The 23,880-nt window shown below is 61.9% G+C and carries 23 protein-coding genes; 14 read left to right on the top strand and 9 right to left on the bottom strand.

Annotation, left to right across the window (positions count from 1 at the left end; all coding sequences use genetic code 11):
• Nucleotides 1–38: 38 nt before the first annotated feature.
• The 7 genes from urtE (at nucleotide 39) to ureC (ending at nucleotide 5,116) form a co-directional block, all read left to right on the top strand.
• A complete protein-coding gene (urtE, locus tag VQ575_RS03140) occupies nucleotides 39–737 on the top strand; it encodes an urea ABC transporter ATP-binding subunit UrtE (protein ID WP_039593495.1) in 699 nt (232 codons plus the stop codon).
• Nucleotides 738–767: 30 nt separating this feature from the next.
• A complete protein-coding gene (locus VQ575_RS03135) occupies nucleotides 768–1,610 on the top strand; it encodes an urease accessory protein UreD (protein ID WP_325919044.1) in 843 nt (280 codons plus the stop codon).
• Between the two features lie 62 nt (nucleotides 1,611–1,672).
• Entirely contained in the window at nucleotides 1,673–1,975 is a 303-nt protein-coding gene (locus VQ575_RS03130) for an urease subunit gamma (RefSeq protein WP_039593493.1), read from the top strand.
• 9 nt (nucleotides 1,976–1,984) lie between these two features.
• A complete protein-coding gene (locus VQ575_RS03125; RefSeq protein ID WP_039593492.1) occupies nucleotides 1,985–2,518 on the top strand; it encodes a GNAT family N-acetyltransferase in 534 nt (177 codons plus the stop codon).
• A 5-nt stretch (nucleotides 2,519–2,523) separates the two neighbouring features.
• Nucleotides 2,524–3,057 carry a GNAT family N-acetyltransferase gene (locus tag VQ575_RS03120; protein ID WP_039593491.1) on the top strand — a complete coding sequence of 178 codons (534 nt, stop codon included), beginning with the start codon at nucleotides 2,524–2,526 and terminating at the stop codon, nucleotides 3,055–3,057.
• The gene (locus VQ575_RS03115; RefSeq protein WP_039593490.1) at nucleotides 3,054–3,362 is read left to right on the top strand and encodes an urease subunit beta; all 309 of its coding nucleotides are present in this window, start codon (nucleotides 3,054–3,056) and stop codon (nucleotides 3,360–3,362) included. The genes VQ575_RS03120 and VQ575_RS03115 overlap by 4 nt, the downstream gene beginning before the upstream one ends.
• Nucleotides 3,363–3,415: 53 nt before the next feature.
• Complete coding sequence (gene ureC, locus VQ575_RS03110) at nucleotides 3,416–5,116, top strand: urease subunit alpha (protein WP_039593489.1); 1,701 nt, start codon at nucleotides 3,416–3,418, stop codon at nucleotides 5,114–5,116.
• A gap of 83 nt (nucleotides 5,117–5,199) precedes the next feature.
• Here the strand turns inward: ureC and VQ575_RS03105 are convergent, their stop codons facing one another.
• The 3 genes from VQ575_RS03105 to VQ575_RS03095 form a co-directional block, all read right to left on the bottom strand.
• The gene (locus tag VQ575_RS03105) at nucleotides 5,200–10,239 is read right to left on the bottom strand and encodes an NEL-type E3 ubiquitin ligase domain-containing protein (RefSeq protein ID WP_325919043.1); all 5,040 of its coding nucleotides are present in this window, start codon (nucleotides 10,237–10,239) and stop codon (nucleotides 5,200–5,202) included.
• A 112-nt stretch (nucleotides 10,240–10,351) separates the two neighbouring features.
• A complete protein-coding gene (locus VQ575_RS03100; RefSeq protein ID WP_039593488.1) occupies nucleotides 10,352–10,651 on the bottom strand; it encodes a chaperone modulator CbpM in 300 nt (99 codons plus the stop codon).
• Between the two features lie 84 nt (nucleotides 10,652–10,735).
• A complete protein-coding gene (locus VQ575_RS03095) occupies nucleotides 10,736–11,674 on the bottom strand; it encodes a DnaJ C-terminal domain-containing protein (RefSeq protein WP_039593487.1) in 939 nt (312 codons plus the stop codon).
• 458 nt (nucleotides 11,675–12,132) lie between these two features.
• Here VQ575_RS03095 and VQ575_RS03090 point away from each other — a divergent pair, with 458 nt between their 5' ends.
• On the top strand, nucleotides 12,133–13,407 hold the full coding sequence (locus VQ575_RS03090) for an Hsp70 family protein (protein WP_325919041.1): 1,275 nt from the start codon (nucleotides 12,133–12,135) through the stop codon (nucleotides 13,405–13,407).
• Between the two features lie 99 nt (nucleotides 13,408–13,506).
• Here the strand turns inward: VQ575_RS03090 and VQ575_RS03085 are convergent, their stop codons facing one another.
• The 5 genes from VQ575_RS03085 to VQ575_RS03065 all read right to left on the bottom strand — a co-directional run bounded on the left by VQ575_RS03085 (nucleotide 13,507) and on the right by VQ575_RS03065 (nucleotide 17,089).
• Nucleotides 13,507–13,818, bottom strand: coding sequence for a thioredoxin family protein (locus tag VQ575_RS03085; RefSeq protein WP_325919040.1), 312 nt, complete (start codon nucleotides 13,816–13,818; stop codon nucleotides 13,507–13,509).
• 108 nt (nucleotides 13,819–13,926) lie between these two features.
• A complete protein-coding gene (locus VQ575_RS03080; RefSeq protein ID WP_039593484.1) occupies nucleotides 13,927–14,940 on the bottom strand; it encodes an AI-2E family transporter in 1,014 nt (337 codons plus the stop codon).
• Nucleotides 14,941–15,051: 111 nt separating this feature from the next.
• A complete protein-coding gene (locus VQ575_RS03075; RefSeq protein ID WP_039593483.1) occupies nucleotides 15,052–15,324 on the bottom strand; it encodes a PsiF family protein in 273 nt (90 codons plus the stop codon).
• 133 nt (nucleotides 15,325–15,457) lie between these two features.
• Nucleotides 15,458–16,348 carry an esterase/lipase family protein gene (locus VQ575_RS03070; RefSeq protein WP_045155010.1) on the bottom strand — a complete coding sequence of 297 codons (891 nt, stop codon included), beginning with the start codon at nucleotides 16,346–16,348 and terminating at the stop codon, nucleotides 15,458–15,460.
• Nucleotides 16,349–16,450: 102 nt separating this feature from the next.
• Nucleotides 16,451–17,089: an FMN-dependent NADH-azoreductase gene (locus VQ575_RS03065; RefSeq protein WP_045155009.1), complete on the bottom strand. Its 639-nt coding sequence runs from the start codon at nucleotides 17,087–17,089 to the stop codon at nucleotides 16,451–16,453.
• A 130-nt stretch (nucleotides 17,090–17,219) separates the two neighbouring features.
• Between VQ575_RS03065 and VQ575_RS03060 the strand changes: the two genes are divergently transcribed.
• A complete protein-coding gene (locus VQ575_RS03060; protein WP_198724109.1) occupies nucleotides 17,220–18,161 on the top strand; it encodes a LysR substrate-binding domain-containing protein in 942 nt (313 codons plus the stop codon).
• A gap of 56 nt (nucleotides 18,162–18,217) precedes the next feature.
• Nucleotides 18,218–18,748: a ferritin-like domain-containing protein gene (locus VQ575_RS03055; RefSeq protein WP_039593479.1), complete on the top strand. Its 531-nt coding sequence runs from the start codon at nucleotides 18,218–18,220 to the stop codon at nucleotides 18,746–18,748.
• A 40-nt stretch (nucleotides 18,749–18,788) separates the two neighbouring features.
• Here VQ575_RS03055 and VQ575_RS03050 read toward each other — a convergent pair whose 3' ends face one another.
• Nucleotides 18,789–20,864: an AsmA family protein gene (locus VQ575_RS03050; RefSeq protein ID WP_325919038.1), complete on the bottom strand. Its 2,076-nt coding sequence runs from the start codon at nucleotides 20,862–20,864 to the stop codon at nucleotides 18,789–18,791.
• Nucleotides 20,865–21,252: 388 nt separating this feature from the next.
• Between VQ575_RS03050 and VQ575_RS03045 the strand changes: the two genes are divergently transcribed.
• From VQ575_RS03045 to VQ575_RS03030, 4 genes are all read left to right on the top strand, one after another.
• Complete coding sequence (locus VQ575_RS03045; protein ID WP_039593477.1) at nucleotides 21,253–21,747, top strand: hypothetical protein; 495 nt, start codon at nucleotides 21,253–21,255, stop codon at nucleotides 21,745–21,747.
• A gap of 154 nt (nucleotides 21,748–21,901) precedes the next feature.
• Nucleotides 21,902–22,534: a TetR family transcriptional regulator gene (locus tag VQ575_RS03040; RefSeq protein WP_039592574.1), complete on the top strand. Its 633-nt coding sequence runs from the start codon at nucleotides 21,902–21,904 to the stop codon at nucleotides 22,532–22,534.
• Between the two features lie 174 nt (nucleotides 22,535–22,708).
• The gene (ureE, locus tag VQ575_RS03035; protein ID WP_045155006.1) at nucleotides 22,709–23,209 is read left to right on the top strand and encodes an urease accessory protein UreE; all 501 of its coding nucleotides are present in this window, start codon (nucleotides 22,709–22,711) and stop codon (nucleotides 23,207–23,209) included.
• A complete protein-coding gene (locus tag VQ575_RS03030) occupies nucleotides 23,206–23,880 on the top strand; it encodes an urease accessory protein UreF (protein ID WP_045155005.1) in 675 nt (224 codons plus the stop codon). Before ureE ends, VQ575_RS03030 begins: the two co-directional genes overlap by 4 nt.

Raw genomic sequence — 23,880 nt, 5'->3', positions numbered from 1 at the left:
TGCTCGCTCCCACAGGGGCCTTGAGGGGGATTCAGGACATGTTGCAAGTCGACAAGCTGCACCAGTACTACGGCGGTAGCCACATCCTGCGCGGCCTGTCGTTCGACGCCAAGGTCGGCGAGGTGACGTGCCTGCTGGGGCGCAATGGCGTGGGCAAGACCACCCTGCTCAAGTGCCTGATGGGCCTGTTGCCGGCCAAGGAAGGCGTGGTGAATTGGGAAGGCAAGGCCATCACCACGTTCAAGCCGCACCAACGGGTGCACGCCGGCATTGCCTATGTGCCCCAGGGCCGGGAGATTTTCGGCCGGCTGACGGTGGAAGAAAACCTGCTGATGGGCTTGTCGCGCTTCCCCGGCTCCGAAGCCAAGGAAGTGCCGGCCTTTATCTACGAATTGTTTCCGGTGCTGCTGCAGATGAAACAACGCCGGGGCGGCGACCTGTCCGGTGGTCAGCAACAGCAGCTCGCTATTGGCCGGGCCCTGGCCAGCCGGCCGCGCCTGCTGATCCTGGATGAGCCCACCGAGGGCATCCAGCCTTCGGTGATCAAGGAAATCGGTGCGGTGATCAAAAAACTCGCCGCCCGCGGCGACATGGCGATTTTGCTGGTGGAGCAGTTCTACGACTTCGCCGCCGAGCTCGCCGATCAGTACCTGGTGATGTCCCGGGGTGAGATCGTGCAGCAGGGCCGCGGAGAAAACATGGAAGCCGAGGGTGTGCGCGGCCTGGTTACGATCTAGTCTTAGCGTCCCGACGATCATCAGAAAATCATGAATCTACCTGTTTCGCCCTCCGCCCTGTTCACCCCTAGCTGGCATGCCGAGCTGGAACTGGGCTACGCCCGCTTCGGCGATTGCACGCGTCCGGTACAACGCCGGCACAAAGGCCCGCTGCGGGTGCAGAAGCACTTGTATGCCGAAGGCCCCGAGGTGTGCCAGCACATCATCGTCCACCCGCCCGGCGGGATTGCCGGCGGTGATCGATTGGACATCTCGGCCCACGTCGGCCCGGGCGCCTGGGCGCAATTGACCAGCCCTGGCGCGGCCAAGTGGTACCGAGCCGCCGGCCCGGCGTACCAGCAACTGACCCTGAGCGTAGCCCCCGGCGCGACCCTGGAATGGCTGCCTCAGGAAACCATCGTGTTCAGCGCGGCCCAGGCCGAACTCAGCACGACCATCGACCTGCAAGGCAATGCCCGGTTGTTCTATTGGGACATGGTTGCCCTCGGACGGCCAGCCAGCGGCGAGCGATTCGACCTGGGGCACTTTCAATCGCGGCTGGACATTCGCCGCGACGGCCAGTTGCTGTGGCATGAGCGTCAGCGCATCGTTGGCGATGACGGACTGCTTGACTCGCCCATCGGGCTGGGCGGCGACCCGGTGTTTGCCACCTTACTGGTGACCGGCGAGATCGACAGCGCGCTGCTGGAGCGCTGCCGATCCCTGGGCCATGCCGTGCGTGGCGACCTGACCCAATTGCCCGGTTTGCTCGTGGCCCGTTGCCTGGCGAGCGAAGCGTTGTTGGCGCGGGGGTGGTTGATTGAGTTATGGCGGCTGCTGCGCCCGGCTCTGCTGGGGCGAGAAGCTGAACCACCAAGAATCTGGAGCACCTGAATCCGCTTTCCCCCAGCGAATGCGTCTAAAACGACTATTTTTATCTGCCTTATGGATTGCACATGGACCTGACCCCACGCGAAAAAGACAAGCTGCTGATCTTCACCGCCGGCCTCGTCGCCGAACGGCGGTTGGCCCGGGGCTTGAAACTCAACTATCCGGAGGCCATGGCCTATATCTCCGCCGCGCTGCTCGAAGGCGCCCGTGACGGCCAGACCGTGGCCGAGCTGATGCATTTCGGCACCACGTTGCTGAGCCGCGAACAAGTGATGGAAGGCATTCCGGAGATGATCCCGGAGATCCAGGTCGAAGCGACGTTTCCCGACGGCACCAAACTGGTCACCGTCCACCAACCCATCGCCTGAGGCCGCGTCATGACTTTTCAGATTCGTGACGCCCAGCCCTCGGACCTGCCGGCAATCCGCGACATCTACAACGACGCCGTGCTCAACACCACGGCGATCTGGAACGAACAAGCCGTGGACCTGGGCAATCGCCAGGCCTGGTTCAGCGCCCGACGTTCCCAGGGCTACCCGGTGCGGGTGATCATCGACGCCGAGGACAACGTACTCGGCTACGCTTCCTTCGGCGACTGGCGACCGTTCGACGGCTTCCGCCACACCGTCGAGCATTCGGTGTACGTCAGCCGCGACCAGCGCGGCCATGGCCTCGGCCCGTTGCTGATGGCCGACCTGATCGAGCGCGCCAGGGCCTGCGGCAAGCACGTCATGGTTGCCGCCATCGAGAGCGGCAACGCGGCGTCGATTCGCCTGCATGAGCGGGCCGGTTTCGTCACCACCGGGCAGATGCCGCAGGTGGGCACCAAGTTCGGCCGCTGGCTGGATCTGACTTTCATGCAGTTGGTCCTCAATCCCGGGGCGCCACCGCCTGCCGTCGTCAAGGAGTGATACCGATGAACGCCGCCCAGTTGCGTCGAGTCCACGCTGAAAGCTTTGCGCATTATCGCCAGGGCCTGATCGATTTGTTGCTCGACGCCGTCGGGTATGGCGCCAGCGTGGGGTTCATGGCCGATCTCGACGCTGTCCAGGCCCGGGCCTATTTCGACGAGGTCCAGACCAGCCTCAACCAGGGTCACCTGCTGCTGTGGGTGGTGGTCAAGGATGAGCAGGTGCAGGCCAGCGTCCAGCTCGCCTTGTGCCAGAAGCCCAACGGCCGCAACCGTGCCGAGGTGCAAAAGCTGTTGGTGCGCGGCGAGGCTCGTCGTCGGGGCCTGGGCCAGCAATTGATGAGCGCCCTGGAGCTCGGTGCCCGCCAACACAAGCGTGGCCTGCTCTACCTCGATACCGAGGCCGGTTCCGAGGCCGAGGCGTTCTACCGCGCCATGGGTTATACCCGCGTCGGTGAACTGCCCGACTACTGCCAGAGCCCGGACGGGACCTACACCCCGACCGCCATCTACTACAAGATTTTGGGGCAACCGCAATGATTCCAGGGCAATACCAGGTTCAACCCGGCGACATCGAACTCAACGTCGGCCGCCGTACCCTCACGCTGAGCGTCGCCAACAGCGGCGACCGGCCGATCCAGGTCGGCTCGCACTATCACTTCTTCGAAACCAACGACGCCCTGGCCTTCGACCGCGTCGCCAGCCGTGGCATGCGCCTGAACATCCCGGCCGGCACCGCGGTGCGCTTCGAACCGGGCCAGAGCCGCGAAGTCGAGCTTGTCGAACTGGCCGGGCATCGCCGGGTGTTCGGGTTTGCCGGGCGGGTGATGGGCGACCTGGACTGAAGCTCCCTCGCCACAATGGACCGCATACGACTTAAGAACCTCAAGGCGAGCACATGAAGATTTCGAGACAAGCCTACGCCGACATGTTCGGCCCCACCGTCGGCGACAAGGTCCGCCTGGCCGACACCGAGTTGTGGATCGAAGTGGAAAAAGACTTCACCACCTACGGCGAAGAAGTGAAATTCGGCGGCGGCAAGGTGATTCGCGACGGCATGGGCCAGAGCCAACTGCTGGCCGCCGAGGTCGTCGACACGCTGATCACCAACGCGCTGATCATCGACCACTGGGGCATCGTCAAGGCTGATGTCGGCCTCAAGGACGGACGCGTCAAAGCCATCGGCAAGGCCGGCAACCCGGACATCCAGCCCGACGTAACCATCGCCATCGGCGCCAGCACCGAAGTGATTGCCGGCGAAGGCATGATCCTCACGGCTGGCGGCATCGACACCCACATCCACTTCATCTGCCCGCAACAGATCGAAGAGGCGCTGATGAGCGGCGTAACCACCATGATCGGCGGCGGCACGGGCCCGGCCACCGGGACCAACGCCACCACTTGCACGTCCGGGCCGTGGCACCTGGCGCGCATGCTCCAGGCCGCCGATGCCTTCCCGATGAACATGGGTTTCACCGGCAAGGGCAACGCCAGCCTGCCGGAGCCGTTGGTCGAACAGGTCAAGGCCGGGGCCATCGGCCTGAAATTGCATGAAGACTGGGGCACCACCCCGGCGGCCATCGACAACTGCCTGAGCGTGGCCGACCAATACGACGTGCAGGTCGCGATTCACACCGACACCCTCAACGAGTCCGGTTTCGTCGAGACCACGCTGGCCGCGTTCAAGGGCCGCACCATCCACACCTACCACACCGAAGGTGCCGGTGGCGGGCATGCGCCGGACATCATCAAGGCTTGCGGTTTCCCCAACGTGCTGCCCAGTTCCACCAACCCGACCCGGCCGTTCACCCGCAACACCATCGACGAGCACTTGGACATGTTGATGGTCTGCCATCATCTGGACCCGAGCATTGCCGAGGACGTGGCATTCGCCGAAAGCCGCATCCGCCGCGAGACCATCGCCGCCGAAGACATCCTTCATGACCTGGGCGCCTTCTCGATGATCAGCTCCGACAGCCAGGCCATGGGCCGTGTCGGCGAAGTCATCACGCGCACCTGGCAGACCGCCGACAAAATGAAGAAGCAACGTGGCGCGCTCCCGGGCGACGGCGAAGGCAACGACAACTTCCGCATCAAGCGCTACATCGCCAAGTACACCATCAACCCGGCGATCACCCACGGCATCAGCCATGAAGTGGGTTCCATCGAAGTGGGCAAGTGGGCCGACCTGGTGCTGTGGCGCCCGGCGTTTTTTGGGGTCAAGCCGACGCTGATCCTCAAGGGCGGGGCGATCGCCGCCAGCCTGATGGGCGACGCCAACGCCTCGATCCCGACGCCGCAACCGGTGCACTACCGACCGATGTTTGCAAGCTATGGCGGCTCGCGGCATGCCACCAGCCTGACCTTCATCAGCCAGGCCGCTGCCGAGGCCGGGCTGCCGGAACAGCTTGGGTTAAAGAAGAAAATCGCCGTGGTCAAAGGCTGCCGCGATGTGCAGAAGACCGACCTGGTCCACAACGACTACCTGCCGAGCATCGACGTCGACCCACAGACCTATCAGGTCAAGGCCGATGGCGTGTTGTTGTGGTGTGAACCGGCAGATGTCTTGCCGATGGCGCAGCGTTACTTCCTGTTCTGAACCAACAGTTGCCTGTGGCGAGGGAGCAAGCTCCCTCGCCACAGGTTTTCATTGGGTCAAGAAACAGCCGGACCGGCTTAACCCTATAGATCAGTACTTTCCTTCAACGCATCCAGCTCCGATTGAGTCAACGACTGAATCAGCTCCGCCTCCTTGACTTTGAACTGCAAGGCCAGCGCCTCGGACTGAGAGGCATAATCGGCTGCCTCCAGGGTTCCTGCGGCCTTTGCCTCATCCAGTTCAATCTGGTTGGCAATCAGCGTATCCGTCAATGCCTGGAAGGACGTCGGATGGTGTTCCTTCAGGTAATCAATCCAGAAATCCCGTCCCACCAGCGATTGGAACTGCTCAGGCGAATCGTCCAGGGCCAGGACCTGCTCGGCAGCCGCATCAAGCGCCTCTTGCGTGACACCGGCCAGCATCAGGAAGCGTCCGCCTGCGGGCTGTTTGGGCAGTTCCAGTCGCGCCTTCAGCCCGACACGATAGGCCAGGCGAACCTCGACCTCTTCGATCTGCTGTAGGTGTTGGGCCTTCTGCGCTGCCGTAAGATCACGACGCGCATTGATCGCATCACGACGCTGCTGAATATCCTGCAGCGCAATGCGTTCCACCTCATCGAGACGAAACAGCCCTTTCGCCAGGCGGACCAACACCGCCGCCTCATCCGTTCCCCCAGCCAGGGCCCGGGCGTTGTGGATCATCAACCTGATTTCCAGGTAGCTGAACGACAACGCCGCGCGGTCCTCGCACGCCGGGGCGCCGGCCAGCTCGAACAGTTCACGACGTAACTGCGTAGAGTCCCTGGCCGCCTCAAGCATCTGCCAGACGCGCGCCTGGAGGTCCGGGTAGTTTTCTTCGCCCTGATAAGAACCCGCCAATCGATTCAATAACCTGAACAGCTCCTTGGACTGTGGCTCGCGCGCCAGGCTTCGCCACAAGTCCTTTCTTGCCTCCAGTTCGGTGCTTGGCAAATTACGCAACCACTGCTGCACGTTCGAAGGCCTGCCAGGCAGGGCATGACCAAACGCTCCGGGCGAGCGCAGAGCCATCCATTGCGGATGCGTCAGGGAGATGTTCGCCCAGTACTCACCCAAGCGCTGCTGAGTCAGTTCGCTCAACGGATTTCCCTGCAACAGGGTCACGCCATTGAGGCGCGCCGTGATGAGCGCGCGCGCTGGCGGTGGATCAACCAGGTCGTCCGGGACCTCGGTCAACCGATTGTCGCGTAAGTCAACGCGCTCCAGGGGCAGCTCACCGAGGCCGCGGGGCCAAACGCTTATATCGGTGCTTTTCAGATACAGGCCGCGCAAGGCGGGGAAGTGGCTGAAATCCGGCAACCGATCCAGCGGGTTGTTTTCCAGATTGAGGATCTTGAGCTGGGTCAGGTCTTGCAGCGTCCCGACGCTGCGACTGGTCAAGCGGATCTGATTCGACCCCAATTGGAGCCTGGTCAGGCCATTCATTGCGCCCAGGGCGGCGGGTACATCGGTCAGCCTGTTGAGGGTCATGTCCAACCAGCGAAGGGAAGAAAAACCGGTCAGGAAACTTTCGCTGCCCTCTCGCGTAAGTCCCATGTCGTTCAACTTCAGCGACGCCACATGGCTGAAATTGGCGGTCAGGTCGGGAAGCTCCCCGACATATTGTTGGCTCAAGACCAGTTCATAACCCACCCTGCTGCCGTCCACTGCCGTTACCACCGGGACCTGGCGCCGCCAACAACGCTTGATCCGCTCAGCCACCGCGCGCCTGGCCTGCGGTTCCACCAGTTGATGACGCTGGCGACCCACCTCGCGCCAGCCCGGTGTGTTGGCCCAGAGGTCCAGGTCGCGATCGAGCATCTGCAACTCGACCTTGCGTCGCTTCAGTTCACCGACGGCGCCGTCGCCAAATGCCTCCAGCAAGGCCTGGACTTCTTGCTCGGTGTAGTCCGGGTACAGCTCAAGAACCCGACTTTGCGGGGACCGACTCAACCCCAACCGTTCGCGCAAACCGCCTAGCGGGTAGCCGACCTGGCCGGATGCCAGACGCATCGGCGATATATACGACGGCTTTACCGGCGGTAGCTTCAACAGGCTTGCCAGGGAATCTCGGCTTGCCGGCGCAGCACCGATGGCCTGTTTCAACAGATCGCCCTGATGAATCGAAGGACGACCCATGGCCTGGCGTTCGGCATCCGGCAGGGCACGCTGCAACGCATCGTAGAGGCTGCCCCAGTGGCTCAGGTCGTTGCCTTGGTCGTCCAAGGACTTGTAGGCACCGCCATCCTTGATCACGTATTTGGTCTGCTGCGCACCCTGTGGCCCGATCGCACCGATCAAGTCGCCCGTGAGGTCATCTGCGCGCAACTCGATGCGCACCGTGTCACTCCATCCCGACAAGGTTTCCAGCGTCGCCAGGGCCAGTCGGGGCGTATCGGCAGTGGCCAGCGCCTCTTGATACAGCCCCTCGTAGGCGCGGTTCATCCGCACCGTGCGCTGGAAATGACGCAGCTCTTCGGCGATACGCAGCGGGATGGGTTTGGTCTGGGCGGCATCGGCGAAATCCCAGGCGTCCATCTGCTGTGTTTCAGCCGATGTGGCAAGGGCCAGCATCTGGTCGATTGCCGCGGCGGGGACCGAAGGGAAACGGGATTTGATCAGCGTCGCGCGCGGGTCGCTCGAGAGGTCCTGCTTGGCATAGTAATCGTTGAACAGACTGACTTTTTCGCGCACCACGATCTCGGCGAGCTGCTTGCGCAGCTGACGGACTCGAGCCGGCATATCGGTTTTCGCAATGGCCGGGCTCGCATCGGCCAGCAGGTCGCCGCCGGCGGCATCCACCGCCTCGATCAGGTTTTTCAACACCGAAGGCGTGCGCACGTTCGCTTCGGCGAGGCTGACACCTCGGACCGCGGCGCCAGCTTGCGGACCCGGTGCGTATTGCCATAGACGTTGGCCCGAGCGATCGACCACCTCCAGTTGCAAGCCTTTTGGCCACGGGCCATAGCGCGTGAGCAGGTGCAGCTGGGTCATCGGCTCGGCTTTGTCGTAGTCCAGCGCCTCCTCGCTTTGCAGTTGCGCGGTCAATGTCTCGATTTGTCGGCAAATGTCGAAACGCGTGGTCGTATCCGCCAGCAACGCCGGCATCGGTGCGCCCTCTATGTGCATACGCCGCAGCACGTCCTCACCGGTGCCGCTGGCGATGCGGATCTGCTCCAGCTCCGCCGTGCTGAAATGCTCGACCCGATGCCCCAGCCGTTTCATCAACTTCGCACCCGCCCAGCCATGGGGATGCTCCAGTTCATGGCGCCACGCACCGCTGCCATTGTCTGTCAGCTTGGGTTGATAGGCATCCGGTCGGGAGGGATGGCGAATGCAATACCGCTGCGTAGCCGGATCCAACTGCACTTCATAGTGCTGGCCATCCAGCGCCAGGATCTGGCGCCCGTTGACCCGGTGCAGGCCTCGCGCGTCCGGCACTGCGCCGGCAGGTGGGACGAGATCGCTCCGGTAGGGGGCCAGGTCCGGACGCCAGAGCCGTGACTCGCCGCTGTCCAATCGGAGCGGTTCCAACTGCTCCACGGCGTTGGACCATTGGATATGCGGCAGCACTGCGGCGCCCGTGGCCACGAACGCGGTGTTGAGGGCGACGCTGGAAAAATGCGCCCACATTTCCTGGGTCTCCCCGCGCTCGAACGCTTCGATGCCTTCAAAGGCCTCGTTGAACATCTGCACCGCCCCTACCGTCAGCATCAGCGGCCCCAACCCTGGCACGACGAACGCGCCCAGGTTGAGCACGTCGATGACCGCGTTCAGATAACTCTCCTGGCGCGCCAGGCGGGCTTTCTTGTCTTCGTCACCAGTGGGCACCGCTACCGCGCGGGCGTCGAGCTGGATCTTCTGGACCTGGCGTAGACGCAACGACTCCCACAACGGGGCGGGAATGGGCGAAGTGTCCATGGGCAGCCGTCGCAGGTTCGGTTTGAGCGGGTAGTCGACCAGGCTATTTTTCAGGTCGGAAGGTTGGTAGAACCGGTTGAACTGCTCAAAAAAAACGCCTTGCTTGCGCAGCGGGACAAAACGGCTGAAAAAGCGCCGATAGCCGATGCCGTGCAGGCGCCGCCGCGTTTGCGCCATGAAGTCGGCGCTGGAAGCAAACTCCTTCAGCGGCTGCTCGGGATCACCGGGAAAGTAGGCCACGAGCCGCTCGACTCGCCGGCTGTTTTCACGCTCCGGTCCGATCAGCAACGGGCCAACCAGTTCGATATCGAAGACTTTCAGTGACGTGAAGGTCACCGCGCGGTCGTCCAAAGTGATCGCATCCTGATCGCCGACGACCTGTTGCAACATTCGAAAAGCCGCCTGACTGATATCCCCCTTGGCCCGGGCGATCTCCATGCTCAGCGCCAAACCTTGCCGGTGATGATCACGCAGTTGGCGATCCAACTGGTTGCGTGATGCCTCGTTTGCCGGTCGCACGATCGCGTTGATGTGTTCTTGATAGAGACGCCCCAGGTCCAATGTGCGGCATAGCCTGGCGAAGGCTTGCGGCGCAATCGGCAACGCCCCCGCCCGGAAGGCGCTGGTGGACGGCATGACCTCCCCACCGTAGAACGGACGCTGGGTGGTGATCAGCGTGCAATCGGCACAACCGGGCCGGTTTTCTTCGTCGGGTTCGAAATTGGCCAGCGCGGCCTCCAGCAATGAAGAGCCGTGGTACTCGTACTGGTTGAACTGGCTATCGCCCTTATCCAGCACGAGTGCGCCGAAGAAATCACCGCGGACTTGCCGTCCGTACTTGCGGACGAAATAAACCTGGTTGACGTCGAGCGTCTGCTTGAATTCAGCCTTGATCGCCTGCTCCAGCAGCGGCTCGGCAAAGGCGCGGATGTCCTGGATATCGCCCAGGACGTTGTCGACCTGATTCAAGATTTCGCGGTAGCGGGAGTGACTGCTCCTGAGGCTGGCCCTGGTTTCGTAGGGGGCCTTTGCGTACCAGTCCGGCAGCTCAAGCGTATGATCGCTCAGCTCCCGCTGGCGCTGCACGATGGCTGCGCTGTACCAACCGGGCACACGCGCCTTGAGCAAATCCAGGTGCAGGTCGCGGGCGACAGGCATTACCGGGCGAAGAATGGGTTCTGGCATATCGGGTCATCCTTGATATTTGGAAACCCGAGCCTAACCAGCGCCTCGCCTACAGATGCGGTAACTATTTATTCTCTTGGGCAGGGCATGACGCAGGCGGTGCCTGCGCGGCTCAGCCCACCCAACGTCCCAACTGCTGGCGCAGCCGACGGTTCTCGGCTCGCAGTTGCTGGACTTCTTCCAGCAGGTCCAGCGCCAGGGCGACACCTTCCCATTCCAGCTCCAGGTCGCGCCGCAGCTTGGCGGCACGCTTGGCCAAGGCCAGTTCGTAATCGGTAAAACGCCAATCCGTCGGGGCCGTGCCATGGGGCTCGAGGATGCCATGCTCGACGATTTCGATCACATGGACATCGGCCAATGCGGCGGCTTCACAGAACTCCACCAGGTTCAGTTCAATGATCGGGTTGTTCATGGTCTGCTTCTCCCAATGCTTCAACTGTCGAGTCTAGCCCCGCCTGCCCATGTGGACACAGACATCACAAGATGTATCAGCAGGTCAGAAATTCTCCCGCGGATCGAACGCGGCTTTCTTCGCCAGCTCTGCCCACAACGCCTTGACCGATTCGTCGCTGGTCTTGGGCATCACGGCCTTGAGCTGCACGAACAGGTAGCCGCGCTCGCCGGCCTTGTTGCGCAGGCCGTGGCCCTTGGCGCGCATGCGCTGGCCGTTCTGGCTGCCGGCCGGGACCTTGAGGTTGATCTTGCCGGTGAGGGTCGGCACCGCTACTTCGGTGCCCAGCGCCAATTCCCACGGCGCCAGCGGCAAGGTGATGATCAGGTCCTGGCCTTCCACATCGAACTTGGGGTGCGGCGCGAAGCGAATGGTCAGGTACAAGTCGCCATTGGCACCACCGCCGACGCCCGGCGCGCCCTGGCCCTTGAGGCGGATGCGCTCGCCATCGGTCACGCCCAGCGGGATCTTCACGTTCAGGCTTTTGCTGGTGTTGCTCACATGCTGGCCGGCCGCGTTGTACTGCGGCACCTGGAAGCTGACCTTTTTCGATTCGTTCGACAGGGTCTCTTCCAGGAAGATCGGTAATTCCATTTCCACGTCTTGCCCCCGACGGCCGGCGCTGCGACCCGATTGTCCGCCACCGAAACCCGGCCCGCGATTGCCAAAGATCGAACTGAAGAAGTCCGAGAAATCCCCGGTATCCTGGCCGCCAAAACCGCCACGGCTCTGCCAGCCCGGCGGGCCCTGGAACGGCTGGCCGTGCTGGCCATACCGGCGCAGGTCGTCATATTCGGCGCGCTTGTCGGCGCTTTTCAGCGCTTCATAGGCTTCGGAGACGTCCTTGAACTTGGTCTCGGCGTCCTTTTCCTTGCTCACATCCGGGTGGTACTTGCGCGCCAGTTTGCGATAGGCGGCCTTGATCGTGGCGTCGTCGGCCGTCGGCTCGACACCCAGGATCTTGTAATAGTCTTTGAAGTCCATCGAAGCATCACCATCCGTTATCGATATCGCACCGCCATGCACAGCATGCTCGTGGTACAAACCCCGGAGTTTGACCAATCTCAAGGTTTGTGACCGGGCGGCGCTTCAGAAGTTTATCGGCAGCCGGTGGCGGTTCTTGTGCCCGCCCTGTGGCTGCCAGTGGCCTGTGTGGTCGGTTCGTTAGTTCAAATTCGGATGCCAGAAGTCCCTAGCCAAGACGCTGTGACGAGTCATAGCCCGCTATGGCGAGAAACAGCAACGCAGGCTAGGGGCTTCCGGCGCCGAAGTTGAGCTAACAGAACTGACCATACAGGCCACTGGGCTCATGCCAGCAAGTTTGGGGGTGTCGGGGTGTCTTTCAAGGCCTGTGTTTGCGAATTAGCAGATAACCGGCCTTCGAATCCGCGCCGCACTGACATACACTGCGCGGCCGTTTTTTCAACTGGAACCCGAAAGACATGAAAAACGCATCCCCGGCCCGTGCCTGCGGCATCGACTTTGGCACGTCCAACTCCACCGTCGGCTGGCTGCGCCCCGGCATGGAAACGTTGATCGCGCTGGAGGACGACAAGATCACCCTGCCCTCGGTGGTCTTTTTCAATCTCGAGGAACGCCGTCCGGTGTATGGCCGCCTGGCCCTGCATGAATACCTGGAGGGCTACGAAGGCCGGTTGATGCGCTCGCTCAAGAGCCTGCTGGGCTCCAAGCTGATCAAGCACGACACCAGCGTGTTGGGCACGGCCATGCCGTTCAAGGACTTGCTGGGGTTGTTCATCGGCCAGTTGAAGAAACGCGCCGAAGCCACCGCCGGTCGGGAATTCGAAGAAGTGGTGTTGGGACGCCCGGTGTTCTTCGTCGACGACGATGAACTGGCCGACCAGGAAGCCGAGAACACCTTGGTGGACGTGGCCCGCGCCATCGGTTTCAAGGAAGTTTCGTTCCAGTACGAGCCCATCGCCGCGGCGTTCGATTATGAATCGACCATTGAAAAAGAAGAGCTGGTGCTGATCGTCGACATCGGCGGCGGTACCTCGGACTTTTCCCTGGTGCGCCTGTCGCCCGAGCGGCGCACGCATGACAACCGTCACGCCGACATCCTGGCGACCGGCGGCGTGCACATCGGCGGGACCGACTTCGACAAGCAACTCAGCCTGCAAGGCCTGATGCCGCTGTTCGGCTACGGCAGCCGGATGAAAAGCGGCGCCTACATGCCCACCAGCCACCACATGAACCTGGCGACCTGGCACACCATCAACTCGGTGTACTCGCAGAAATCCACCCTGGCCCTGGGCAGCATGCGCTACGACATCGAAGACACGGCGGGCATCGACCGGCTGTTCAAGCTGATCGAACAGCGCGCCGGGCACTGGTTGGCGATGGAAGTGGAAGAAACCAAGATCCAGCTGACCCACGCCGACCAGCGCCACGTGCCCCTGGACCGGATCGAGCCAGGCCTGAGCGTGGACTTGAGCCGCGCCCTGTTCGAGTCAGCGATCGACGGCCTGTTGGAGCGCGTGCGCAACAGCGTCACGCAGTTGCTCAACGATGCCAACGTGCGGGTCGATCAGGTCGACACGGTGTTCTTCACCGGTGGCTCCAGCGGCATCCCGGCACTGCGCAACAGCGTCTCGGCCATGCTGCCCCAGGCGCGGCATGTGGAAGGCAATATCTTTGGCAGTATCGGCAGTGGGTTGGCGATCGAGGCGATGAAGCGGTACGGAGTCCAGGACTGAACGCCCCTGATCTGGCCGAGCCTGTTCGGGTGGGGCCCGCAGACCAGGGAGCGCAACTGGCCAATTATTTCATTGGTTTCAATTCGCGAAGATTGAAAGTCAAAGATTGAGTGAGCTCTCGATCTTGTTCTTGAACCACTCAAAGGAATATTGCCCGACGACCGTTTCCGTCTGGATGAGTAGGGTCGTCGGGGCAGACTGTACGTCGTAGTTTTTTTCAAGCAGTCCCGTTGCTTCAAATTTCTTCTGCGCCACTTTGACTTTACCGCCAAGGTCCTGGGCCAACTGATCAAGGACATCCTTCATCCTGCCGCTAGCCTTGTTGTCGCTTATGAACGCCAAGACCACCGGAATCTTCGATTGATGCACTTCGACAGTAAATGTCTCGTCATCGATAGTGATTACACTCATGGATATGCTCCTGGTAGCTGGGTTTGCGAGGGATGCAAACCCTTACTCGAAGCTAACGACTCCCGAAATCACCGTCTACTGTCAAAAATAACAGGTAAGACGACGGTGCTATACCATCCCCACCTGCTTCAACTCACTCTTGAGATACGCATAATAAATCGGCCCCGCCACCACCCCCGGCAGGCCGAACGCGGCTTCGAACACCAGCATCGCCATCAGCAGTTCCCAGGACTTGGCGCTGATCTGCCCGCCGACGATACGGGCGTTGAGGAAGTATTCGAGCTTGTGGATCACGATCAGGTAACCCAGCGCCGCCACCGCCACCCAGATCGACAGCGACAGGGCAACGACGGTGATCAGCGTGTTGGACATCAGGTTGCCGATCACCGGCAACAGCCCCAGCAGGAACGTCATCACAATCAGCGTCTTGGTCAACGGCAGCTGGATGCCGAACAGCGGCAGCACCACCGCCAGGAAAATCCCGGTGAAGAAGGTGTTGAGCAGGGAGATCTTGATCTGCGCAAAAACGATATTGCGAAACGCCTTGACCAGCAGGTTCAGGCGATCGAACAGCGCGGCAGCCAAGGGCTTGCGCTTGGTCAGGTCGGGGATGCGCTGCAAGGCGATGATGGCGCCCAACACCATGCCAATCAGCAGCGTCACGAACATGTGGGCCGCGTCCTTGCCCACGAGCTGCAAGTCGCTCAAGTGCTTGCTCACCCAATCACCGATCGCCACCCGGAACTCCGCCGCGCTGGCGGGCAGATAAGCATCGATAAAGGGCGGCAACTGACCACGGGCGCGATCGACCACCGCCATGAATTTGTCCAGGGAAGCGCCTGGATTTTCCGCTTCGTGCAGCAGGAAACTGAAAGCCCCGGCGAAGATCAGCGACAGCACGCTCACGACCAGTGTGCCCAGCAACGCCACCGCCAGCCAGCGGGCGCGGCGGCCTTCGATCAGGCGTTGCAACTGCGGGGTGAGCATGTTGACCAGCTCGAACACCAGCAATCCGGCCAACAGGCTCGGCAACAGGCGCAGCGGCAGCACCAGCAACAACCCACCAAAAATGATCACCCAACTGATCACCAACAACACATGACGCTGAGAAAACGTTGGCATACAGCCCCAGGACAAAACGGCGTGAAAGGATCGGCAGTCTGCCAGCGATCCGCTGGCAGCACTAGGGATTGTATCGGCCGATTTGTGCCAGGGTTCAGAAGATTGCGGCGCTTATTTCTTCTTCAGGCACTCACTCATGAACGCCTTGCGAGCGTCACCCTTCAGCGCCTGCTCGGTGGCGGTGGCGTTGCAGGATTTCATGCGCTCCTGTGGGGTAGCCTTGAGGCAGTTGCTCATGAAGGCCTTGCGCTCGTCACCCTTGAGGGCCTTGGCGCTGGCGTCGGCGTTGCAGGTGGTCATCTTGTTCTGCTGCGCCGTCTCGGCGTAGCCCTGGGCGCACAGCAACAGACCGAGCATCAACAAAGGCACACGAAGCATCTTCATGGTGTTTCTCCTGGTTGCCGCACGAGGGTACGGCGATGGGGTGCAGTGTAGACAAGGCCTGTTACACCTTCATCTTTTGACCTTTAGTGCCTGAGCGGCCGCCATCGTCGGATCGCCGCCCGGAGCAAGCTGGCTACACCCCGGCCGCCTTCAACCGCTCGGCATGCTCGACAAACAGCCGGATCGGCTCTGCTCCCTTGCCCACCAGCCCTAACGACTGATTGACGATGTCGAAGTGGTCCAGCGGATAATCATCCCGGATCACGGTCCCCAGGTGCGAACTGTAGCGCCCGACCATGCCGTCGCATTGTCCCGCTTCCCTGACAAAGGTGCGGGCAAACAAACGGCAAGTGCGGTTGGTGCCGTCGAACAGGTTGCGCCCTTTATCGGTCTTGCCCGGCTGCAACGTTCCCGACCAGGAGTAATAACGCACGCCATTGACCTCTTCCGGGCCGTGCCCACCCCAGGCTTGCGGCAAGCCCTGTGGGTAACGCTCGTTGAACAGCGCCACGCCCGCGGTCGTCAGTGAGGCATGGGAGGCCTGCAGGTCAGCCGGCAGCCGAGGTCCGCGATAGCCGGTGTCCAAGCGGCTCATGATGGCGTTGATCAGCCGCAGCAAGGCACTGAGCACCCGGCCCTTGGCGCTGTCGGCCGGATAATGGGTTTGCAGGTAGTCGGCCAGTTCGGAGCCGTGGTTGGTGCCGGCCACCGAAGTGACCGACGCCACCAAGTCCGGGCGCTTGGCCGCGGCGTAGCGGGCACTGAGGGCGCCCTGGCTGTGGCCGATCAAGTTGACTTTCTGTGCACCGGTTTGCTTCAGGATTTCCTCGATCCGCGCCAGCAACTGCTCGCCGCGAACCTCGGACGAGTGCAAGGGCGAGACCTTCACCGGGATCGCCACGGCCCCGCCCCGGCGCAGAGCCTCCACGATGCCATACCAGTACGGATACAACACCAGGCGAATGAAACCGAGCATGCCCGGGACCAGCACCAGCGGGTAACGAGTGGCACAGCGTTGCGACATGGCGACATCCTTGCGATCAAGAGGTGGTCAGCATCAGTACCGATGATGACCAGTCTATGACACCCACGTCACTTCAGCCCGGTCATAGCAGGGCCCAGTCCATCAGAACGTCCGCGCCAGTGCCAGCAAGCGCTGCTCGGCCTCGGCATAGGAACGCGCGAAGCTGTGCTCGGCCGATTCCTCGCCTTCGGCGGCTATCACCGTCACGTCGTTGATGCCGATAAAACCCAGGACCGCCCGCAGCCACGTGTCGGCATGATTCATTGCCTCCAGCTGGCCGCCGGGGCCAAAGCCGAAATCGCCGCGACTGGTCACGATTAGCGCCTTCTTGCCCGACACCAGCGGCTCGTACTGCGAAACTCCGTTGTCGAGACTGTGGTTGAACGTCACGCCGATGCGTACGATCTGGTCGACCCAGGCCTTCACACCGCTGGGCACCCCGAAATTGTGCATGGGTGCGGAGATCACCAGGCGGTCATGGGCTTGCAGTTCGGCCACCAGCGCATCGCTCAACGCCAGGTCGGCCTGCATGGTCAACGGTCGCGCCTGGGGCTCGGGATAAAACGCCGCAGCGATAAAGGCTTCGTTGACTGCCGGGAGGACGGTGCGCCCCACCTCGCGGCGAGTCGACCGGGACTGGGGGTTGGCGCCCTGCCAGGCCTGCATGAACGTCTCCGTCAGACGTCGGGAGTGGGAACGCTCGCCACGGGGGCTGCCTTGTACGACAAGAATACTGTTCATCTCTAACTCCTTCATTGCGACTACAATCGGAACTGCTTTGTGGCCTTTAGCTTGAGTCCCGGTAGCGCTTACTCTCAAATGAGCGTTAGTTCATCGAGATGAACTCATTTCATCCGTGCGGAGATTTGCAATGTTTGCCAGCCTGCCCCTGAACGCCTTGCGCGCCTTCGAGTCCGCTGCCCGCTTGCTCAGCTTCAAGGCGGCGGCTGAAGAGCTTTCGGTCACGCCAACGGCGATTTCCCACCAGATCCGCTCACTGGAAACCTGGCTGGGGGCGCAGTTGTTCGAACGCCTGCCGCGTCGGGTGCGTCTCACCGACGCCGGGCAACGCCTGTTCCACAGCCTGCACGGGGCATTGCTGGAAGTTGCGCAAAGCGTCGACAGCCTCCGTCCGCTGCGCAGCACCACTCATCTGACGATTTCCACCACCGCGGCGTTTGCCGCCCTGTGGCTGGTGCCGCGCCTGGGACGGTTTTACGCGCGCCATCCAAACATCAAGGTGCGGCTGGACACTCATTGCGAGGTCATCGACCTGCATCAGGACGCCAGCGTCGACCTGGTGGTGCGCTACAGCCTGGACGGTTACTCGAACCTTTACGGCCTGTGCCTGTTTGAAGAGAGCTTCGGCGTGTATGGCTCACCGGAACAAGTCGCGCTGGCCACCCGGCAGCCGCCGACGCTGATCAGTGTGCGTTGGCACAATTCCAAGCTGTACGCCCATGGCTGGGATGCCTGGTGCACCCAGGCAGCGGAAAACTGGATGAGCCAGCAGCCTTGCATGCGTGAATACGACGAAGAGCACTACGCCTTGCAAGCCGCCATTGCCGGCCAAGGCCTGGTATTGGCGAGCAACATCCTCGCTTCGCAAAGCGTCGCCAGCGGCCTGCTCGTGGGTTATCGCCCGCACGTCCAGGTCAATGGCGCAGGCTACAGCGCGCTGTGCGTGCCGGGACGTGAGCGGCACCCGCCCGTGCGGGCATTTTTCCAATGGGTAGAGGAAGAAGCACGCCTGTCCGGGCACGCACTGAAAAATCCGGTAAAACTTTTCCAGGACAGCGTCGCTCAGAACTAGAGCGATCGCGCCAGCAGAGCGTGACGCCAAACCGGATCAGCCTCCAGGAGAACGAGATGAGCGACATGCACTTATCCGACGTCACGACCTTGCGCGAACGTGCGCGCCAGAACGTCCAGAACGGCGCGGTCACCGAAGGCTACAGCGCCGACCGCCAGGAAATCATCCGCCTGCTCAACGAAGCACTGGCCACCGAGCTGGTCTGTACGCTGCGCTACAAGCGGCACTACTTCATGGCCACCGGCCTGAAGGCAAGCGTCGCGGCGAGCGAGTTCCTCGAACACGCCAACCAGGAATCCGAGCACGCCGACCGGCTCGCCGAACGCATCGTACAGCTGGGCGGCGAACCGGAATTCAACCCCGACCTGTTGACCCGGCATTCCCATGCCCAGTACGTGGCGGGCAATACGCTCAAGGAAATGGTGTTCGAAGATCTGGTAGCCGAACGCATAGCCATCGACAGCTACCGGGAAATCGTGCAGTACATCGGCGAAAAAGACCCGACCACGCGGCGCATCTTCGAGGACATCCTGGCCCAGGAAGAAGAGCACGCCGATGACATGGCCGATATCCTGGCCGATCTCTGATTCGCCCCAGGGCGTCATCGCCGACCGACTGCAAGTCTGGCTATCGGGTGGGCTTGACGGTCACCGGCGCCTTGCCCGCCTTCATCTGCTCCAGCAACGGCGCGCACTGGTTCGGCTCGCCGCCGCTGGGTGCCACCAGGGCCAACAGCCCCGCCGCCGGCGCGGCGATGACACCCAGGGCAACCATGCCGGCACCGCGCAGCATCAGCGGTACGGCCTTGACCCCTGCGGCAGGCTTTCCAAAGGGACCTCGCACGTATAGCGGCGAGCGCAGGGAAATCAACCGCCAGCCCTTGGACTCGGGCGTGACGGTCAGGTCCAGTTGTTCGGTGGCCATGTTCGCCGTGCCGTCGATATAGATAATCGCGTTCTCGGTATCGAATACGAACAGGCGCGTGGTTGCCAGGCCGGTCTTGATATCGAAATCAGCCGCTGCGCAGTTGATCTTCACTTCCTTGTCGCCAAAGATTTTCCCCACCACGTAGTTGCCCACGTTTAGCCCCGCCAGCTCCATCAGCTCGCGGCTGATGGCGCCGTCGTTGATGAGCATCTTCAGGGTGCCGTTGGACGTGCCCAGCAACGCCGCCACCGAGTTGCCGCGCCCGGAAATATCCGCGTCGCCGTTGAGTTCACCGAAACTGGTCTTCATCGGTTCGAACCCCGGGAACAGCTGCTTGAGCTTGAAGCCTCGCGCGGTCAATTTAGCTTGGCCTTCGAGAGGCTGGGTGTGGCCGTTGAGGCGGATCTGCGCATCGAGCCGGCCGCCGGCCACGCCAAAGCGCAGGGGTTCCAGGCTAAGTTGGCCATCGTTGAGCACCAAATGCGTGTAGAGGTCGGTAAACGGCAACTGCTCGCTGTGGACGATACGCTTGCCGGTGAACTCCACGTCGGCATCCATCACGCTCCAGCGTTCGGTGCGGAATTCTTCCACCGGCAGTACCTTGTCGGACGGCTGTTTGCTGGCGCCCCCACGGGCTTTTTGTTCTGCGTTGGAGTCTGCGCCGATCAGCGGCGCCAAATCGCTGAACAACAACTGATCGGAGACCAGCGCGCCGCTGAGTTTGGGCCGGGGCTGGCTGGCGACATAGGCCAGGTTGCCGTGAATGTCGCTGTCGCCGATCTTGCCGTTGAACGCCTCATAGCGAAACTGGGCGCCGTCCGGCTCACGGAGCTTGGCGATCAATCGACCATCCGTGGAATAAGGGGGCGAATCCGGCAGGGTCACACCCGTCAGCGGATAAAGATTGGCCAGGCTGTTGCCGGCCAGTTTCAAACGCAGATCCAGGGCGCCGAGGTTTTTCGGGTCGGTCAGGGTACCGGCCAGTTCGACGCGGGTATCGGCGATCTTCGCCTGGGCCTGTAGCGGGAAAGGTTGCGCCGCATCCTGCAACGCCAGCAGGCCACCGACCTTGCCGGATCCGCTGAGACTCTGCCCGTGATATTGCCCGTCGACCTTGAAGGCAAAGGCATAGTCCTGGGGAGACGAACCCTGCTCGCGGGTTCTTTTCGCGGTTGTTTCGCCGACGATATCGCTGAAGGGAATCGGCTTGCCCAACGGGTCGACCAACACGTCGAGCCGGGTCTTGAGCGTCTGGTCATCCAGCGTGACGTGCCCCTTGTCAAAACCAATGGCGCCGATGTCCACGACCCAGCTGGACGGTTCGGCGTCCGGGTCCTTCGGATCGAACTGGAAGATCCAGTTGGCGCGACCATCGGCCAGGCGCTGCAGGCTGGCGTCGGGCCCTGTCAGGTCGATACGCGGGATGGCCACCCGCCGGGCCAGCAATGCCAAGGGTGAAACGCGCAACTCAACGCGCTTGAGCGTGACCATCTGTGGGGTCTTCGACCATTCCGGGTTTCCCAGGGTCAGGTCCTCGGCCACCACGTGCGGCCATGGCAACCATGCCCGCCAGCCACCTTCGTCGAGCTCGCGGCGCCAAATCACCGCCAGGTTGCCATTGATGGCGAACGAGCGATGCAACTCCTCGGAAACCTTGGCGTTGAGCGCCGGCTTGATGCGGTTCCAATCGAAAAACGCGATGACCAGCACCAGCACAGCCAGCAGGACAATGAGGCAGGCAAAGCCCCAGGCGAAGATTTTTGAGGTGCGCGTCATGCACAAGGCTCCTGAGGCAAATGGGCGTCCGGACTACGACGCCTGGGCAATCGAACCTGTAGCCGGCTCGTTGTCGATGATCGTTGGACAGGCAAAACGGCCGACAGGTTTACCACCAAGGGTGACGAACGGCACTAAAAAACACACGGGAACCTGACCGACTCGACAGCTACCTGTTACCGCCGCCGCACATTTGCGGGGCGCGAGTGAGTACAAACTACCCACTCCGGGGCGAAAACGCTCCGCTGAAAGCCGCGTTCTAGAGCCTTTCCGCCGAACAATCAATTCCGTTGATTATTACCATTGTGTTTATGAACTTTTATATCGACTTATCGAGAGTAGCATTGCCCTCGTACCCACTTTTTAGCCCTCCCAAGGAGCAACGATCATGAAACGCCAACTACTGATGAGCCTTTCCCTTTCACTGCTGGCCTCGACCGCTTTTGCCCTGCCAGCTTCCGAACAAGCCACACCGCAGGTCAAGGACAGTCAGCCTGTCTACAGCCAAACCGTAGCCGAAGGTGGTCGTGACCGCCTGGAGCAAAAAGGTCTGGTCGAAGACGGTTCCGACCGCACCCCACAGGGCCAGACCTTTGCTGCTGACGGCTCCGACCGCACTCCGGGCCAGACCCTGGCTGCTGACGGCTCCGATCGCACTCCGGGTCAAACCCTGGCTGCTGACGGCTCCGACCGCACTCCGGGTCAAACCCTGGCTGCTGACGGCTCCGACCGCACTCCGGGCCAGACCCTGGCTGCTGACGGCTCCGATCGCACTCCGGGTCAAACCCTGGCTGCTGACGGCTCCGATCGCACCCCACAAGGTCAAACCCTGGCCGAAGGCGGTGGTGATCGTGTAATCGAACGCAACAGCACAGTGAGCTGAGCCCATGGTGGTCAATAAAAAAGCCCGATTCCTCGAATCGGGCTTTTGATTTTTCCAGCGCCTCGTTTCCCCTCGATGACCTCCTACCGTTCGACGACGGCAAAGCCGATTTGCTAGAGTGCGTCGCTCCCAAGACTCGGAAGTCAGTCCTGCGATGCTGCCCCGCGCCGAACAGAAACAACAGACCCGAAATGCCCTGATGGACGCAGCCCGCCATTTGATGGAATGCGGCAGGGGGTTCGGCAGCCTGAGCCTTCGCGAAGTTGCCAAGACGGCAGGCATAGTTCCCACCGGGTTCTACCGGCATTTCCAGGACATGGACCAACTAGGCCTGGCGCTCGTCAGCGAAGTCGGCCAGACCTTTCGCGAAACGATTCGACTGGTGCGTCACAACGAGTTCGTCATGGGCGGCATTATCGATGCGTCGGTGCGGATCTTTCTCGACGTGGTCCACGCCAATCGATCGCAGTTCCTGTTCCTGGCCCGCGAGCAATACGGCGGTTCGCAACCGGTCCGTCAAGCCATCGCAAGGCTGCGCGAAGACATCAGCTCGGACCTGGCGGCCGACCTGGCGCTGATGCCGAAACTCCAGCACCTGGACCTTGCCGGGCTCAACGTGATGGCCGACCTCATCGTCAAGAGCGTGTTCGCCACCCTGCCGGACATCATCGATCCACCCGCCGAAGCCCTGCCCGAACACCTCACGCCCCAGGCAAAGATCACCCAGCAGTTGCGATTCATCTTCATTGGACTCAAGCATTGGCGCGGATTGGGCAGCACCGAATAACCGAATGGGGATATTCTGCTCGCCGCAAAATGGTGCCAGATATCCCGCAGCGCACCAATATGGAACGCAATTCACTCCCATCGCAAAAGCCATCCCCCGCCATTTCCTACATCCCCTTCCTTTGGCAAGCCCCTTGCTCTAAACACAGCATTGTTCATTGCTGGAAGCACTCCGATGCTGGTGATTCACCGCAGAATCGACACTCAGCCTGGCTGGGACGCCGAGTTGCACTTGACCTTCGATGCACGCAGCAAAAGCCGCCTGCGCTGTTTCAGTGCCGAAGGTGAAGACGTTGGGCTGTTCCTCGAGCGAGGCCAGCCGCCGTTGTACGACGGCGAATGCCTACAGGCCGAGGACGGCCGCATCGTGCGGGTCTGCGCGCGTCCTGAGCAATTGCTGCATGTCACCTGTGCCAATGCGTTCGAACTGACCCGCGCGGCCTACCACTTGGGTAATCGACACGTGGCCCTGCAAGTGGGCAATGGCTGGCTGCGCTTGCTGGACGACTACGTGCTCAAGGCAATGCTCGAACAACTGGGCGCCACGGCCGAAGCCATCGAAGCCCCCTTCCAGCCGGAACATGGCGCCTATGGTGGCGGCCATCATCATTCCCGGCATGGCGATGAAGATTTCAATTACGCGCCGCGCCTGCATCAGTTTGGCGTGCGTACATGAACCCGGCCTGGGCGCTGCTGCGTCTGGCCAGTCCACAACTGCCGATTGGCGGCTATAGCTATTCCCAGGGGTTGGAAATGGCAGTGGATAACGGTCGGGTCAAAACGGCGGATGAGGCACGTCGCTGGATCGGCGATCAACTGCTGCTGAACCTCGCACGGTTCGAAGCGCCTCTGCTGCTAACCCACTGCACAGCCGCTGCGGCTAACGATTGGGACGCGCTGCAACAACTTTGCGAACAACACCGTGCCAGCCGGGAAACCCGCGAGCTGCACCAGGAAAGCCGGCAGATGGGCTATTCGTTGCAACAGCTGCTCGCCGGGCTGCCGGAACTCGACAGCGCGGCCCGCGCCTTTCTTCAACAGCGCAGCGAACCCCACCTGGCGCTGGGCTGGGCCCTGGCGGCCCGCGCCTGGAACATCGGCCCGCAGGACGCCCTCGCCGCCTGGTTGTGGAGCTGGCTGGAAAACCAACTGGCGGTGCTGATGAAAACCCTGCCCCTGGGCCAGCAAGCCGCCCAGCGCCTGACCAGCGAACTGCTGCCGCTGTTGCAACAGGCCCAGCAAGACGCCTCGAACATCGATCCCGACCATTACGGCAGCGCCGCGTTTGGCCTGTCCCTGGCGTGCATGGCCCATGAGCGCCAGTACAGCCGCCTGTTCCGTTCCTAG

It is taken from the genome of Pseudomonas frederiksbergensis, assembly GCF_035751725.1.
Classification (GTDB): domain Bacteria; phylum Pseudomonadota; class Gammaproteobacteria; order Pseudomonadales; family Pseudomonadaceae; genus Aquipseudomonas; species Aquipseudomonas frederiksbergensis_A.
This window is presented reverse-complemented; position numbering and strand designations above follow the sequence as displayed.